13 protein-coding genes are annotated in these 15,985 nt (G+C 73.6%); 4 read left to right on the plus strand and 9 right to left on the minus strand.

Annotated elements, in window-relative coordinates; all coding sequences use genetic code 11:
• Positions 1-9: 9 nt before the first annotated feature.
• The 4 genes from D1781_RS12180 to D1781_RS12195 form a co-directional block, all read right to left on the minus strand.
• Positions 10-381, minus strand: coding sequence for a DUF4233 domain-containing protein (locus tag D1781_RS12180; protein WP_233551307.1), 372 nt, complete (start codon positions 379-381; stop codon positions 10-12).
• Complete coding sequence (locus tag D1781_RS12185) at positions 378-1,739, minus strand: bifunctional folylpolyglutamate synthase/dihydrofolate synthase (RefSeq protein WP_119482531.1); 1,362 nt, start codon at positions 1,737-1,739, stop codon at positions 378-380. Before D1781_RS12185 ends, D1781_RS12180 begins: the two co-directional genes overlap by 4 nt.
• Positions 1,732-5,124: an isoleucine--tRNA ligase gene (gene ileS, locus D1781_RS12190; RefSeq protein ID WP_119482532.1), complete on the minus strand. Its 3,393-nt coding sequence runs from the start codon at positions 5,122-5,124 to the stop codon at positions 1,732-1,734. Before ileS ends, D1781_RS12185 begins: the two co-directional genes overlap by 8 nt.
• A gap of 176 nt (positions 5,125-5,300) precedes the next feature.
• Positions 5,301-6,473, minus strand: coding sequence for an MFS transporter (locus tag D1781_RS12195; RefSeq protein ID WP_119482533.1), 1,173 nt, complete (start codon positions 6,471-6,473; stop codon positions 5,301-5,303).
• Between the two features lie 217 nt (positions 6,474-6,690).
• On the opposite strand from D1781_RS12195, the gene valS reads away from it, so the two are divergent.
• From valS to D1781_RS12210, 3 genes are read left to right on the plus strand one after another with little or no spacing between them, the layout of a single operon-like run.
• Positions 6,691-9,249: a valine--tRNA ligase gene (gene valS, locus D1781_RS12200; protein WP_119483248.1), complete on the plus strand. Its 2,559-nt coding sequence runs from the start codon at positions 6,691-6,693 to the stop codon at positions 9,247-9,249.
• Between the two features lie 12 nt (positions 9,250-9,261).
• A complete protein-coding gene (locus tag D1781_RS12205) occupies positions 9,262-9,708 on the plus strand; it encodes a GNAT family N-acetyltransferase (RefSeq protein ID WP_119482534.1) in 447 nt (148 codons plus the stop codon).
• A 1-nt stretch (position 9,709) separates the two neighbouring features.
• Entirely contained in the window at positions 9,710-9,970 is a 261-nt protein-coding gene (locus D1781_RS12210) for a hypothetical protein (protein ID WP_199706579.1), read from the plus strand.
• Positions 9,971-10,049: 79 nt separating this feature from the next.
• Here the strand turns inward: D1781_RS12210 and D1781_RS12215 are convergent, their stop codons facing one another.
• The 3 genes from D1781_RS12215 to D1781_RS12225 all read right to left on the minus strand — a co-directional run bounded on the left by D1781_RS12215 (position 10,050) and on the right by D1781_RS12225 (position 11,557).
• On the minus strand, positions 10,050-10,304 hold the full coding sequence (locus tag D1781_RS12215; protein ID WP_119482535.1) for a hypothetical protein: 255 nt from the start codon (positions 10,302-10,304) through the stop codon (positions 10,050-10,052).
• Positions 10,305-10,332: 28 nt separating this feature from the next.
• The gene (locus D1781_RS12220; protein ID WP_119482536.1) at positions 10,333-10,596 is read right to left on the minus strand and encodes a hypothetical protein; all 264 of its coding nucleotides are present in this window, start codon (positions 10,594-10,596) and stop codon (positions 10,333-10,335) included.
• Between the two features lie 355 nt (positions 10,597-10,951).
• Positions 10,952-11,557 carry an ArsR/SmtB family transcription factor gene (locus tag D1781_RS12225; RefSeq protein ID WP_119482537.1) on the minus strand — a complete coding sequence of 202 codons (606 nt, stop codon included), beginning with the start codon at positions 11,555-11,557 and terminating at the stop codon, positions 10,952-10,954.
• Between the two features lie 85 nt (positions 11,558-11,642).
• Between D1781_RS12225 and D1781_RS12230 the strand changes: the two genes are divergently transcribed.
• Positions 11,643-13,661 (plus strand): M3 family metallopeptidase, encoded by a 2,019-nt coding sequence (locus D1781_RS12230; protein WP_119482538.1) that lies wholly within the window; start codon positions 11,643-11,645, stop codon positions 13,659-13,661.
• On the opposite strand, the gene D1781_RS12235 is transcribed toward D1781_RS12230, so the two are convergent.
• Both D1781_RS12235 and clpX read right to left on the minus strand, forming a co-directional pair.
• Complete coding sequence (locus D1781_RS12235) at positions 13,649-14,497, minus strand: aminoglycoside phosphotransferase family protein (RefSeq protein ID WP_119482539.1); 849 nt, start codon at positions 14,495-14,497, stop codon at positions 13,649-13,651. The genes D1781_RS12230 and D1781_RS12235 overlap by 13 nt on opposite strands.
• 52 nt (positions 14,498-14,549) lie before the next feature.
• The gene (gene clpX / locus D1781_RS12240) at positions 14,550-15,830 is read right to left on the minus strand and encodes an ATP-dependent Clp protease ATP-binding subunit ClpX (RefSeq protein ID WP_119482540.1); all 1,281 of its coding nucleotides are present in this window, start codon (positions 15,828-15,830) and stop codon (positions 14,550-14,552) included.
• Between the last annotated feature and the right edge of the window lie 155 nt (positions 15,831-15,985).

Here is a 15,985-nt window from a genome sequence, read left to right on the forward strand (position 1 = left end):
TCGGGTGGGTCAGGCGGTGCGACGGTCGATCCGCGCGCCGACAATCATGCTGTAGGTCCAGATGGCGGCGAAGACGAGGCCGACGAGGCCGACCGGGATGCTGACGGCGAAGGTCGCGATCAGGACGACCTGCACGATCCAGCCGAGGACGATGCCGGCGCGGCGCCGGGCGAGGGCCGCCGCGATCGCGATCAGCACGATGAGCGCGCCGCCGCCGCCGAGCGCGACGGGTGCCGGCAGGTCCCGGAGGCCGAGCAGGGCGAGCGCGGCGAGCAGCACCACGACGAGCTCGGTCGCGAGCAGCATCGCCGCGAGCGTCGCGACGACGCTGCGCGGCCTCCTCGCGCGGGGCGCCCGGCCCCGCGGCGGCTGCTCGCTCACGGCCACCCGTGCTCGCGGACCCGCTCGAGCACGGCCGCGATGAGCGTGATCGAGCCGAACACGACGACGCCCGGCTGCACCGGGTCGTCCGGCGCCCCGGCGTGGTCGGCCGCGAGCTCCTTCGCCGTCTCGAGCGCCCGCTCGAGGTCCGGCTCCACGACGACGCGCTCCGCGCCGACGACGCCGACCGCGGTCGCGGCGAGCGCGTCCGGGTCCGTCGTGCGGTCCGAGGGCGCCGTCGTGACGACGAACTCGTCGACGAGGTCGGCGGCGGCGCGGATCATCCCGGTCGCGTCCTTGTCGGCGAGCACCGCGAGGACGGCGACGACGTGGCCGAGGCGGAACGACTCCCGCAGCCCGGCGACCATGGCCGCGACGCCGTGCGGGTTGTGCGCCGCGTCCACGACGAGCAGCGGGTCGGAGCCCGCGACCTGCAGGCGGCCGGGCGAGGTCGCCCCGGAGAGCCCCTCCTGCAGCACGTCGCCGGTGAGCGGCTGCTCGCCGCCGCCGAGGAACGTCTCGACGGCCGCGATCGCGACGGCCGTGTTCTGCGCCTGGTGCGCGCCGAGCAGCGGCACGAAGAGCCCCTCGTAGCGGCCGGCGCGGCCCTGCACGTCGACGAGCTGACCGCCGACCGCGGGGGTGCGGGACAGGACGCGGAAGTCGCGGCCCTCGAGCGCGACGTCGGCCTCGGAGAGCTCGGCGGCACGGTCGAGCTCCGCGAGCGCCTCCGGCCGCTGCGCCGCGGAGACGACGGAGCGGCCGGGCTTGATGATCCCCGACTTGGTCCGCGCGATCTCGGCGACGGTGCGGCCGAGCCGCTCGGTGTGGTCGAGGTCGATCGGCGTGAAGACCGCGACCTGCCCGTCGGCGACGTTCGTCGAGTCCCACTCGCCGCCCATCCCGACCTCGATCACCCCGACGTCGATCGGGGCGTCGGAGAAGACGGCGTACGCGAGCACGGTGAGCGCCTCGAAGAAGGTGATCGGGGGCTCCCCCGCCGCAGCGAGCTCCGCGTCCGCGAGCTCGAGGAACGGCTTCGTCTGCCGCCACGCCTCGACGAGGTCCTCCTCCCCGATCGGCCCGCCGTCGACGACGATCCGCTGCCCGAGGTAGCCGAGGTCCGGGCTGGTGAAGAGGCCGGTGCGCAGGCCGTGCGCCCGCAGCACGCTCTCGATGATCCGGGACGTGGAGGTCTTCCCGTTCGTGCCGGTGATGTGCACGATCGGATAGTTCCGGTGCGGGTCGCCCATGAGCTCGAGCGCCTTGCGCGTCGCGGAGAGGCGCGGCTGCGGCGCGACCTCGCCGACGCGGCCGTAGATCTCGTCGAGCATGGTGTCGAGCGGTGAGTCAGGCATCGAGCACCGATCCTCCCGCGCGGCGCAGCTCGAAGCGCGCGCCCTCGGCCGCTCCCCAGCTGCCCGGAGCGAGCCGGGTGAGGTGGCCGTCCGCCCAGCGCAGCACGCGGTCGGTCGTGCCGGCGTCGGCCCGGGCGACGTCGAGCGTCGTCGCGAGCGTCTCGGACCGCACGAGGTCGCCGTGCGCGGCGAGCATCGCGAGCAGCTCGTCGTCGCCCTCGACGGCCAGGTCGACGCGGTCGGTGACCTCGAGACCGGCCGCGCGCCGGGCCTGCTGGACGTCGCGGATGAAGTCGCGGGCGTGGCCCTCGAGCTCGAGCTCCGGCGTCGTGGCCGTGTCGAGCAGCACGAAGCCGCCGCCCGGCAGCAGCCCGAGCGCCGTGCCCTCGGTCGCGCCGGAGCGCTCGAGCACGAGCTCGTACTCGCCGTCGAGCAGCGGCACGCCGCCGGCGACGACGCCCTCGCCCTCCTGCGCCCAGTCGCCGGCCTTCGCCGCCCTGATGACGGTCTGGACCTGCTTGCCGAGGCGGGGGCCGAGCGCGCGGGCGTTCACCGCGAGCCGCTGCGCGACCCCGTACCTCGCGCCGCTGCCGGCGTCCTCCTCGACCAGGTCGACGGCCTTCACGTTCAGCTCGTCCTGCAGGATCGCGGCGCCCGAGCCGAGGTCGGCGGCGTCCGCCGCGACCACCGTGAGCCGTGCGAGCGGCAGGCGCACCCGCAGGCCCGCCTCCTTCCGCAGCGCGAGGGCGGAGGAGACGATCTGCCGCAGCCGGCCCATGCGGGCGACGAGCGCGGGGTCGCTCGGGAACGCCGTCGCGTCCGGCCAGTCCGTCAGGTGCACGCTGCGCCCGCCGGTCAGGCCCTTCCAGACCTTCTCGGCGACGAGCGGCAGCAGCGGCGCCGCCACGCGCGTCATCGTCTCGAGCACCGTGTACAGGGTGTCGAACGCGTCGCGGCTGTCCTGCGACAGCCCGCCCGCCCCGGCGCGCACCGCCCAGAACCGCTCCCGCGACAGGCGCACGTACCAGTTCGTGAGCAGGTCGGCGAAGTCGCGGAGGCGCTGGGTCGCGCCCGTCGTGTCGTACCCGTCGAGGTCCGCCTCGAGGCCGCGGACGAGGTCGCCCGTCGCCGCGAGCACGTACCGGTCGAGCGGGTGGGTCGAGTCCGTGCGCCGCTGCGCGTCGTAGTCCTCCGCGCCGGCGTAGAGCGAGAAGAAGTAGTAGGTGCTCCAGAGCGGCAGCAGCACCTGGCGCACGCCCTCCCGGATCCCCTCCTCCGTCACGATCAGGTTGCCGCCGCGCAGCACCGGGGAGGCGAGCAGGAACCAGCGCATGGCGTCGGAGCCGTCGCGGTCGAACACCTCGGACACGTCCGGGTAGTTCCGCAGCGACTTCGACATCTTCTGGCCGTCGTTGCCGAGCACGATGCCGTGGCTGACGACGTTCTTGAACGCGGGCCGGTCGAACAGCGGCGTCGTCAGCGCGTGCATGACGTAGAACCAGCCGCGGGTCTGCCCGATGTACTCGACGATGAAGTCGGCCGGGTGGTGCGAGGAGAACCAGTCCGCGTTCTCGAACGGGTAGTGGACCTGCGCGTACGGCATCGAGCCGGAGTCGAACCACACGTCGAAGACGTCCTCGATGCGGCGCATCGTGGAGGCGCCGGTCGGGTCGTCCGGGTTCGGCCGGGTCAGCTCGTCGATGAACGGGCGGTGCAGGTCGACCTCGCCGTCCTCGTTCCGCGGCAGCCGGCCGAAGTCGCGCTCGAGCTCCTCGAGGGACCCGTACACGTCGGTGCGCGGGTGCGCCGGATCGTCGCTGCGCCACACCGGGATCGGGCTGCCCCAGTACCGGTTGCGGCTCACCGACCAGTCGCGGGCGCCCGCGACCCACTTGCCGAACTGGCCGTCCTTGACGTTGTCCGGCACCCAGTTGATGCGCTGGTTCAGCTCGCCCATGCGGTCGCGGTACTCCGTCACCCGGATGAACCAGCTCGACACGGCCTTGTAGATGAGCGGGCGGCGGCAGCGCCAGCAGTGCGGGTAGCTGTGCTCGTAGGAGCGCTCCTGCAGCAGCCGGCCCTTCGCCCGCAGGGCGCGGATGAGCGGCCGGTTCGCCTCGAAGACCTGCAGGCCGACGACCTCCGCGAGGTCGGTGCCCTCGAACATCGGGAGGAAGCGGGCCTTCTCGTCGACCGAGATGATCGTCGGGATGCCGGCCGCGGTGCCGATGAGCTGGTCGTCCTCGCCGTAGGCGGGCGCCTGGTGGACGACGCCCGTGCCCTCCTCCGTGGAGACGTAGTCGGCGACGAGCACCCGCCAGGCCTGCTCGGTGCCCCACGTCGCGGCGTCCGCGTAGACGTCCCAGAGCCGGTCGTACTGCACGTCCTGCAGCTCGCGGCCGAGCAGGGTGCGGGTGACCGCCTCCCGCGCCGCGGCGGCGGAGGCGTAGCCGAGCTCCTTGAAGTAGTCGCCGACCCGGGCGAGCGCGACGAGGTAGTCGGCGACGAGCACCTCGGCCGCGAGCGTCGTCGTGCCGCTCGGCGAACCGGTCGAGTCCGGCGCCTCGGAGTCGGAGGAGCCGTTCGGGCCGGCGGGCACGACCGCGTACTCGATCTCGGGGCCGACCGCGAGCGCGAAGTTCGTCGGGAGCGTCCACGGGGTGGTCGTCCAGGCGAGCGCCCGGACGCCGGTGAGGTCGAGCGCCTCCGCCTTCTCGCCGACGAGCGGGAACGTGACGGTGACCGACGGGTCCTGGCGGCGCTGGTAGACGTCGTCGTCCATCCGCAGCTCGTGGTTCGACAGCGGGGTCTCGTCGTTCCAGCAGTAGGGCAGCACGCGGAAGCCCTCGTAGGCGAGGCCGCGGTCGTGCAGCGTCTTGAACGCCCAGAGGACGCTCTCCATGAACTCCGGCTCGAGCGTCTTGTAGTCGTTGTCGAAGTCGACCCAGCGGGCCTGGCGGGTGACGTAGTCGCGCCACTCCCCCGTGTACTTCAGCACCGAGGCGCGGGCTGCGGCGTTGAAGGCGCCGACGCCCATCTGCTCGATCTCGTCCTTGGTGGTGATGCCGAGCTGGCGCATCGCCTCGAGCTCGGCGGGCAGGCCGTGGGTGTCCCAGCCGAAGCGGCGGTGCACCTGCTTGCCGCGCATCGTCTGGTAGCGCGGGAAGACGTCCTTCGCGTAGCCGGTCAGGAGGTGGCCGTAGTGCGGCAGGCCGTTCGCGAACGGCGGCCCGTCGTAGAAGACCCACTCGGGCGCGCCCTCGCGGCGGTCGATGGAGGCCTGGAAGGTGCCGTCCTCGGCCCAGAACGCGAGCACGTCGCGCTCGACGTCGGGGAACCTGGGGCTCGGGCTGACCGCCTCGCCGCTGTCCTTGGGGTACGCCATCCCATCCTCCGTGCACGTCTCCGGTGAACGCTGTGCACGGGGACGCCTGCCGGCGCGGTACCACCCCGCTTGGCGCTCGCGCGCCCTCTCTTGCCGCGGCTGTGACGGGCCGGCCCGCCCGGTTCTACCCCCGCCTCGCGGCGGGCTCTTCCGGGGACTCCCCGGTGATGGCCGGATCAGCGTCGCTGCGGCGATCCTACGGGCTCGGCCCGCGAGTTGCGCAGCACGACCGCGAGGCAGATCGCGCAGACCAGCGCGAGGAGCAGCAGCAGGAGCGGCTCGGGCGCGACGGCCGTGAGCGCGGCGAGCAGGACCGGCACGAGGAAGCCGACGTAGGTGGCGCTGTAGTAGACGGCGGTCAGGGCCGCGAGGTCCTCGGGCGGCGCCGTCCGCTGCACCTCCGTCAGGCCGGAGACGAGGCAGATCCCGTAGGCGGCGCCGAGGACGGCGGCGACGGGGACGCCGAGCAGGGGCTGCTGCAGCAGCGCGACGAGGGCGGCGCCGAGCACCCCGACGACGGCGACGGCGAGGCCGACCGCGAGCTGCCGACCGCCGGTCGCGCGCCCGATCCGGGCTGCGAACGGCTGCACACCGGCGCCGAAGGCGAGCGCGACGACCGCGAGCAGCGTGGCGTAGCCGATCGCGCCGCCGCCGAGCCGCCCGGCGATCGCCGCGGGCACGACGGCGAAGGCGACGCTCGCGCACCCGAACACCCAGGGCGCGGCCGGCGCGACGACCCCCAGGAAGCGGCCGCGCACGGCGCGGGGGACGCGCACGAGCAGCACGCCCGCCTCCCGGGTCTCCGGCGCGGCGAGCAGCACCGCCGCGCAGACCAGCGTGAGGACGACGTGGATCGCGTAGGGCAGCTCGGTCGGCGCCGGTCCCCACTGTGCGATCACGCCGGAGACCGCGGGCCCGAGGCCGAAGCCCGCGGTGAGGGTGAGGGACGCGCGGCGCGCCGCGACCGGCGCGGGCAGCGCCGTCGACAGCTCCTTGATCCAGCTGCTGCCGACGACCATCGCCGCGGCGACGCTCGCGCCGGAGACGAGGCGCCCGACGGCCAGCGCGGGGATCGACGCCGCGCCGAGGCCAAGGACGACGCTCGCCACGACGCCGAGGGCCGCGCCGACGAGCAGCACGGGCTTGCGGCCGAAGCGGTCCGACATCGGACCGGCGATCAGGAAGCCGGGGATGATCCCGACGATGTAGGCCGCGAACAGCAGGTCGACCTCGACCTGCGTGTAGCCCTCCTGCTGCCGGTAGAGCAGCAGCAGCGGGCTGAAGTGGTTGCCGCCCCAGGCGAGCGCGAAGACGGCGGGAGCGACCCGCCACCACGCCCGAGCCCGCACGGCGCCACGCTACGGCCTGCGCGGATCCGCAGTTCCTCCGCGACACGCCGAGCCGAGCACCTGCCGACGCGGCGTGTCGCCCGAGAACTGCGGATCGGCGGAGGATCTGCGGATCCGCGAAGGCTCGGTACGCTGGAGGTCCGCCCGACCGGGCGGACATCTGAGGCACCTGCGACACGGTGCCGCCCACACCGCGAACCGAGGTCCCGCCGTGCCCATCCCCGACAAGCCCGCGCTCGAGGGCCTCGAGCAGAAGTTCGCCGCGGCGTGGGAGCAGGAGGGCGTCTACCGCTTCCCCGGCACGGAGGGCGGCCGCGAGGGCGTCTACTCGATCGACACCCCGCCGCCCACCGCCTCCGGCTCGCTGCACATCGGGCACGTGTTCTCCTACACGCACACCGACCTGACCGCGCGGTTCCAGCGCATGCGCGGCAAGCGCGTCTTCTACCCGATGGGCTGGGACGACAACGGCCTGCCGACCGAGCGCCGCGTGCAGAACTACTACGGCGTGCGCTGCGACCCGTCGCTCCCCTACGACCCCGACTTCACGCCGCCGGCCGAGGGCACGGCGAAGTCCACCCGCGCGGGCGACCAGGTGCCGATCTCCCGCCGCAACTTCATCGAGCTCTGCGAGCGGCTCACCGTCGAGGACGAGCAGCAGTTCGAGGAGGTCTTCCGCACGGTCGGCCTCTCCGTCGACTTCACGCAGTCGTACCGGACCATCGGCGACGAGGCGCGGGCGATCAGCCAGCGCGCCTTCCTCGACAACCTCGCCCGCGGCGAGGCCTACCAGGCGGAGGCGCCGAGCCTCTGGGACGTGACGTTCCGCACCGCGGTCGCGCAGGCCGAGCTCGAGGACCGCGAGCAGCCCGGCGCGTACCACACCGTCGCGTTCGACGGCCCCGAGAGCCAGGTGGTCATCGAGACCACGCGCCCGGAGCTGCTGCCGGCCTGCGTCGCCCTCGTCGCGCATCCGGACGACGAGCGGTACGCGCCGCTCGTCGGGAGGACCGTGCGCTCCCCCGTCTTCGGCGTCGAGGTGCCCGTGGTGACGCACCACCTCGCGCAGCCCGACAAGGGCACCGGCATCGCGATGGTGTGCACCTTCGGCGACCTGAACGACGTCACCTGGTGGCGCGACCTGCACCTGCCGAACCGCGCGGTGATCGGGTTCGACGGCCGCTTCGCGAGCGAGCCGCCCGCCGCGATCGAGTCGCCGGAGGGCCGGGAGGCCTACGCCGAGCTCGCGGGCAAGACGGTGTTCTCCGCGCGCGCCGCGATGGTCGAGCTGCTCCGCGACCGCGGTGCGCTGCTCGCCGACCCGCGGCCGATCACGCACCCCGTCAAGTTCTTCGAGAAGGGCGACCGGCCGCTCGAGATCGTGTCGACCCGGCAGTGGTACCTCACCAACGGCGCGCGGCAGCCGGAGCTGAAGCAGCGCCTGCTCGACGCGGGCGAGCGGCTCGACTTCCTGCCCGACTTCATGCGGGTGCGCTACGACAACTGGGTCGGCGGGCTCACCGGCGACTGGCTGGTCTCGCGCCAGCGGTTCTTCGGCGTGCCGCTGCCGGTCTGGTACCGCCTCGACGGCGACGGCAACCCGCTGTTCGACGAGGTGCTCGTGCCCGAGGCCGACGCGCTGCCGGTCGACCCCTCCACCGACGTGCCGCCGGGCTTCACGGAGGACCAGCGCGGCGCGGCCGGCGGCTTCGTCGGCGAGGTCGACGTGATGGACACCTGGGCGACCTCGTCCCTCACCCCGCAGCTCGCGGGCGGCTGGCTGCGCGACCCCGAGCTGTGGGAGGCGGTGTTCCCGTTCGACCTCCGCCCGCAGGGGCAGGACATCATCCGCACGTGGCTCTTCTCGACGCTGCTGCGCAGCGAGCTCGCGTTCGGCGAGCTGCCGTGGAAGGCCGCCGCGATCAGCGGGTTCATCGTGGACCCCGACCGCAAGAAGATGTCGAAGTCGAAGGGCAACGTCGTCACCCCGGCGGACATCCTCGCCCAGCACGGGTCCGACGCGGTCCGCTACTGGGCCGCCTCCAGCCGACTCGGCACGGACGCCGCGCTCGACGTGACGAACCCGACGCAGATGCGGAAGGGCCGCCGCCTCGCGATCAAGGTGCTGAACGCCGCGAAGTTCATCCTCGCCTTCGACGGCGAGGCGGACCCGGCGCTCGTGACCGCGCCGCTCGACCTCGCGGTGCTGGCGGAGCTCGACCACGTGCTCGAGCAGGCGACCGCGGCCTTCGAGGCCTCCGACCACGCCCGGGCGCTCGAGATCGTCGAGCCGTTCTTCTGGACGTTCTGCGACGACCACCTCGAGCTCGTCAAGGAGCGCGCCTACGCGGGCGACGGAGCCGGCGGCGCGTCGGCGGTCGCCGCGCTGAAGCTCGCTCTGGACGCCCTGCTGAAGCTGCTCGCACCGGTGCTGCCGTTCGCGACGGAGGAGACCTGGCGGTGGACCCACAGCGGGTCGGTCCACGCCCAGGCCTGGCCGTCGACGCTCGGTCTCGACGGCGACCGGACGCTGCTCACGACCGCGGGAACCGCGCTGATCGGGATCCGCCGCGCGAAGACGGATGCCAAGGCGTCGCAGAAGTCGCCGGTAGCATCTCTGGTCATCAGCGGTCCCGAGTCCGTGCTGAAGGGCATCGAGCTCGTGGCCGACGATCTGAAGGCGGCGGGTCGGATCGCGCAGGCGGAGCTCCGGGTGGACGACTCGGTCGACGCGGTGGAGGTCTCCGACGTCGTGCTCGTGGACGACGCGCAGTAGGGGGAAGCACGGATGACGATCACGATCTCAGGGCTGACGGAGCGCGAGTTCTTCGCCTGGTACGGCCTGTTCTCAGAGTACGCGGCCGGGGCCGGCGTCGCGGTGACGGACGAGCACGTCATGCGCGTCTGGACGGCGATCCAGGCGCCCGGCGCGCACGCCGCGGTCGCGCACGACGAGTCCGGCGAGGTCGTCGGCTTCGTGCACGCCCTGCCGTTCGAGCGCCTGCTGCAGGGGGACGGCGGCCTTCAGATCGAGGACCTCTTCGTCGCGCAGGCGCAGCGGAACGGCGGCGTCGCGACGGCGCTGGTCGAGCACGTCCGCAGCAGCGCCGAGGCGCAGCAGCGGGGGCTCCTGCGCTGGGCCGTGCAGGCGGACGACGCCGCGGCCAAGGCGCTGCAGGAGAAGTTCGCGGACGCGTCCGGCGGCTGGGTGCTGCAGACCGTCCCGGTCGGCTGACGTGCAGCTCGGCACGCGCTGGCCGGTCGGCGCCGAGGCGCCCGGCCGCATCCCCGCGCCGATCCGGGCCGCGGTCCGGACGGTCGAGGCGGAGCTCGCGGACGCGGAGCAGCCCACGGCCGGCTGGGCCTGGACGCTCACGTACCTCGAGGGGAGGCCGATCGTCGACCTCGACGACGGCACCCGCATCCGGATGATCGACGACGAGGTGGCCCTGGTCACCTCGATCGAGCTCGACGAGTCCGACGAGGACGAGGACTAGCCGCCGCACCTCCGGCGGAACGACGAAGGGGACCTGCACGCCTCGCGTGCGGGTCCCCTTCGCCGTGCTGGAGCCGGGTTCACCATGTCGGGCCGGCCCAGGCGCGCTGCTCGAACGCGTCGCGCGACGCGGTCGCGGCCTCCGCCTGCGCGGCGGCGGCGCGGTCGGCACGGACGGCGCGGTCGGCACGGTGCCGGCGGTGCCGCTCGCTCCACAGGATCAGCTGCGCGCCGAGGGCGACGGCGAGGCGATCGGTCGTGGACAGCGCGGGCAGCTCGTGCAGCTCGGGCTCGACGGGCCGCACCTCGCGGGCACGGGTCGTGGTCGTGGTCATCGGTTCTCCTCCTCTCGGTCTCTCGGGGTCACCACGTCGGGCCGGCGTGGGAACGGTGCTCGAAGGCGGCGTCGCGGTCGTGGGCCGCGCGCTCGTCGGCGCGGGTGCGCCGGGAGGCCTCGGCCCGGGCCTCGGCGAGCCGGTGGGACGCGTCGTGCCGCTGACCCCAGAGGATCAGGGCGAGCCCGAGGCGCAGGGCGACGCGGTCGGCGGTGCCGAGCGGGGGCAGCTCCCCCTCCCAGCGCGCCGGTTCGAGCGCTCGGGCGCTCGGCAGGGTCCGGATCTCGGACATGGTGGTTCCTCTTCTGGTTCCGGGCGCGCGGGAGCGCACCGAGGGCCCGCCGGGCACGGCGGACGGGAGCCCGACATCGGGCGGGCGCCCGGCGAGGCCGGGCGAGAGGCGCTCAGCGATGGAGCGCGAGCGTCGTCAGGACGACGACGGGCGGTGGCGCCGGAGGCGGTCTACGGTCTCGGGAGTCCCGAGTCGGACACGACGCTCAGCAGGCGACGAGGACGCCGGCGCGGAACGTGGCCGGCGCATCGATGGAGTTCATCGGGATCATTCGGCTCACGCTCCTTTCACGATCGGCGTTCGAGCACCGTACCGGTGCGGCTCAGGCGAGCACAACCCCGTCTTCGGCGCGTCGTCACGATCCCTCCTCCCTTGATCCGGGAACGGCCTCGGCAGCACCCTCCGCGCCGACCACCGGGAACCCCCGGAACTGCAGGTCGACCCGACGCGCGCCCTCCGCCGGCTCCCGCTGCCGCCAGCGCTCGAACACGGCCCAGACCTCGGCACCGAGCTCCTCGAGCTCGGCGGGCGTCAGCCGCAGGGCCGCGGAGCCGGTCTGGGCCGCGCGGACCCACTCCTCCGGCTGGCTCGACCGTGCCGCCCAGTAGGCGGCGAACCGGCGGTTCTCGTTGTCGATGAACTCCCGCTCGACGAGGTCCCCCGCCTCGCGAGCGCCGGGCGCGGCGTCGAACACGGCGTCGGCCAGCTCGATGGGACCGGGCACGCGCTCCCACCACCGGTCGCGACCGTTGCCCCGCTCCGGGTCCTCGCGCACGTAGCCGTGCTTCTCGAGCTGCCGCAGGTGGTAGCTGGTGGAGCCGCTCGACTCCCCCAGCCGCGCGGCGAGCGCGCTCGCGGTGGCGGGACCGAGGCTCGTCAGCTCGCTGAAGATGCGCACGCGCAGCGGGTGGGCGAGCGCCTTGAGCGCCTCCACCCCGATCCGACGAGCCACCTCGGCCATGCGTCGATGATAGGACTCCGAAGACCTCTTTGCAAACGCCTCTTTGCAAACAGGTGTTCGCAGTCCGGCTGCCTAGGATCGCGGCGTGAGCGACAACCCGTTCCTCGTCCGCAGCACCCTGCCGGCCGCCCTGCCGGACTTCGCCGCGATCCGTGAGGAGCACTACGAGCCGGCGTTCGAGATCGGGATGCGGGAGCAGCGCGAGGCGGTCGCGCGCATCACGGGCGATCCCGCTCCCCCGACCTTCGCCAACACGCTCGAGGCGCTCGAGCTGAGCGGCCCGGTGCTCGACCGGGTCGCCGCGGCCTTCTTCACCCTCGCCTCCGCGCACGCGACGCCGTTCGTCCGCGACCTCGAGGGGCGGATCGCGCCGCGGCTCGCGGCGCACGCCGATGCGATCCGGCTCGACGGCGCCCTCTTCGCGCGGGTGGACGCCGTGTGGCGGGACCGCGACGGGCTCGAGCCGGAGCAGCGGCGCCTCGTCGAGCGGACGCGGACGGAGCTCCGGCTCGCCGGCGCCGCGCTCGACGAGGCCGCCAAGGCCGAGCTCCGCGTTCTGAACGAGCGCCTGTCGACCCTGTCCACGAAGTTCGACGCCGAGCTCGTCGCGGACACGAACGACCTCGCCGTCCACGTCGAGGACGAGGCCGAGCTGGCAGGGCTCGCCGCGGACACCGTGTCCGCGGCGCGCCAGGCCGCCGCGGGCCGCGGACTGGACGGGTGGCTGCTGACGCTCGTGCTGCCCACCGGCCAGCCCGTGCTCGCGGACCTGCAGCACCCCGGCCTGCGCGAGCGCGTGCTCGCCGCCTCTCGAGCGCGCGGTACCCGCGGCGGCGAGCACGACACGCGTCAGGTCCTGCTCGAGATCGTCCGGCTGCGCGCGCGCCGGGCACGGCTCCTCGGCTTCCCCCACCACGCCGCGCTCGTCGCCGTCGACGAGACCGCAGGGTCGTCGGAGGCGGTCGCGGCCCTGCTCGACCGGCTCGTCCCCGCGGCGATCCGGAACGCGCGGCGCGAGCAGCAGGAGCTCGGCGGGGACGTCTCGGCGGCGGACTGGGCCTTCCGCGCCGAGCAGCGGCGGCGCGAGGCGTACGACGTGGACCTCGCCGCGCTCCGTCCGTTCTTCGAGGCCGAGCGGGTGCTCCGGGACGGCGTCTTCGCCACCGCGGAGCGCCTCTACGGCGTCCGGTTCACCGAGCGACCGGACCTGCCCGGCTACCACCCGGACGTGCGGGTGTTCGAGGTCGCGGACGACGACGGCCCGCTGGGGCTCTACCTGCTCGACCTCTACACCCGGGACGAGAAGCGCGGCGGCGCGTGGATGAACTCGCTCGTGGACCGCGCCGCGCTCGTCGACGAGCCGCTGGCCGTCGTGATCAACAACCTCAACGTGCCGAAGCCCGACGCGGGGACGCCGACGCTGCTGCCGCTCGACAGCGTGGAGACGCTCTTCCACGAGTTCGGCCACGCGCTGCACGGGCTCTTCGCGACGGTCCGGTACCCGAAGCTGGCGGGGACGAACGTGCCCCGGGACTTCGTGGAGTTCCCGAGCCAGGTGAACGAGATGTGGGTGCTCCACCCCGACGTGCTGCCCGGCTACGCGCGGCACGTGGAGACGGGCGAGCCGCTGCCCGCCGACGTCGCGGAGCGGCTGCGGGCGACCTCGGCGTACGGGCAGGGCTTCGCGACGACCGAGTACCTCGCGGCGGCGGTGCTGGACCAGGCGTGGCACCGGCTGACCCCGGAGGAGGCGGACGCCGTGTCGGACGTCGGCCGGTTCGAGGCGGACGCGCTCGCCGCGGCGGGCTTCGACCTGCCCGCCGTCCCGCCCCGGTACGCCTCCACGTACTTCGCCCACGTCTTCGCGGGCGGGTACAGCGCGGCCTACTACGCCTACATCTGGAGCGAGGTGCTCGACGCCGACACGGTCGCCTGGTTCGAGGAGCACGGCGGGCTGCGGCGGGAGAACGGCGACCGCTTCCGGCACCTGGTGCTCGCCCGCGGCAACGCCGAGGACCCGCTCGCGGCGTACCGGGCGTTCCGCGGCCGCGACGCCGCGATCGAGCCCCTGCTCGCCCGCCGCGGGCTGGATCAGTCCGCGTAGTCCTCGCGCAGCCGCTGCAGCGTGCGACGGCTGCCGGGGTCCGGCAGGGTGATCAGCGCCTTCCAGAGCGCCCAGCCCGCCGCCCGGGTCCAGGTGTCCTCGTCGAGGACGGTGGCCTCGCGGAAGACGGCCGCGGTCGCGGCGTCGAACGAGACCCAGGCGATCACGAGATCGGAGGCCGGGTCGCCGACGGCGCAGCCGCCGAAGTCGATCACCGCGGAGAGCCGGTCCGCGTCGACCAGGAGGTTGCCCGTCGCGACGTCGCCGTGCACCCAGACCGGCGGCCGCTCCCACCGGGTCGCGAGCGCGCGGTCCAGCAGCCGGGTCGCCCAGCGGGCCTCCTCGGCGTCGGGCAGGGCGCCGATGGCCGCCTCCGCCTCGTCGCGGTAGACCGCGAGGTCGGCGCCGCGGAAGAAGTTGTGGGCGCCCGCGGCCGGCGCGCCGGTCGTACCGGCCGCCCGCAGCGCGGTGAGGAAGGCGGCGAGGTCCCGCGCGAAGCGCGCCGCGTCCACCGGCGGTGCGGCGAGCGCGGTCTCCCCCGTGATCCAGCGGTTCACGGACCACGGCCACGGGAAGCCCGCTGCGGGCCGCCCGAGCGCGACGGGCGCGGGGATCGGCAGCGGCAGGACCGACGCGAGCACGGGCAGCCAGCGCTGCTCCCGATCGACGGCGGGCACGTAGCGGACGGCGCTCGGCAGCCGGACGGCGAGCGCGTCGCCGAGCCGGAACGTCCGGTTGTCGTGCCCGCCCGGGACGACGGCCCGCACGGGCAGGTCCGCCCACGCCGGGAAGCACTCGCGGACCATCGCCGCGACGAGCGCGTCGTCGATCGTCATTGTGGCGGTCTCGAGGCTCGCTCCGCTCGCACCTCGACCGGCGGGGGCGGGGCTACGCGGACTTCTCCGCGGGGCGCACGCGACCCCGCGGCACGATCGTCGGCGCCGCGTTCTTCTCGACCGCGTCGCGGGTGATGACCACCCGGGCGACCTCGTTCGACGACGGCACCTCGAACATCACCGGCCCGAGCACCTCCTCGAGGATCGCGCGGAGGCCGCGGGCGCCCGTCTGGCGCAGCACGGCGAGGTCGGCGATGGCCTCGAGCGCGCCGTGGTCGAACTCCAGGTCGACGCCGTCGAGCTCGAACATGCGCTGGTACTGCTTCACGAGGGCGTTCTTCGGCTCCGTGAGGATCTCCATCAGGGCCTCGCGGTCGAGCGGCAGCACCGTCGTGACGACGGGGAGCCGGCCGATGAACTCCGGGATCAGGCCGAACTTGTGGAGGTCCTCGGGCAGCACGTCGCTGAAGAGCGTCTTCTCGTCCACGCGGGAGCCGAGCTGGGCGCCGAAGCCGATGCCCTTCTTGCCCACCCGCTGGCCGATGATCTGCTCGAGCCCCGCGAAGGCGCCCGCCACGATGAACAGCACGTTCGTCGTGTCGATCTGGATGAACTCCTGGTGCGGGTGCTTGCGGCCGCCCTGCGGGGGCACCGACGCCGTCGTGCCCTCGAGGATCTTCAGCAGCGCCTGCTGCACGCCCTCGCCGGACACGTCGCGGGTGATCGACGGGTTCTCCGCCTTCCTCGCGATCTTGTCGACCTCGTCGATGTAGACGATGCCGGTCTCGGCCCGCTTGACGTCGTAGTCCGCGGCCTGGATCAGCTTCAGCAGGATGTTCTCGACGTCCTCGCCGACGTAGCCCGCCTCGGTCAGCGCCGTGGCGTCCGCGACGGCGAACGGCACGTTGAGTCGCTTCGCGAGGGTCTGCGCGAGGTAGGTCTTGCCGCAGCCCGTCGGGCCGATCAGCAGGATGTTCGACTTCGCGATCTCGATGTCGTCCTTGATCGAGTCGGCGGCGGTCAGCGCGCCCTTCGCGCGGACGCGCTTGTAGTGGTTGTAGACCGCGACGGAGAGCGCCTTCTTGGCCGCGTCCTGGCCGATCACGTACTCCTCGAGGAAGGCGAAGATCTCCTTCGGCTTCGGGAGGTCGAACTCACCGGGGCTCTCCTCGGCGGCCTCCGCCAGGCGCTCCTCGATGATCTCGTTGCAGAGCTCGACGCACTCGTCGCAGATGTACACGCCGGGACCGGCGATCAGCTGCTGGACCTGCTTCTGACTCTTGCCGCAGAACGAGCATTTCAGCAGGTCGGCGCTTTCGCCCATACGAGCCATGGAGCGTCTTCTCCCCCGGGTGTCGATCGATTGGCGATGAGCCTAACCCGCGTCCCGACAGGCGGACGCGGTGCGTCGTGGCGGGTCGCAGCCCCCGTTCGCGGCCCGCGGAACGGGCGGGGCGGATGTGGCCCGTGTGACGGGAGTGGCGGCGC

It is taken from the genome of Amnibacterium setariae (assembly GCF_003581425.1).
Classification (GTDB): domain Bacteria; phylum Actinomycetota; class Actinomycetes; order Actinomycetales; family Microbacteriaceae; genus Amnibacterium; species Amnibacterium setariae.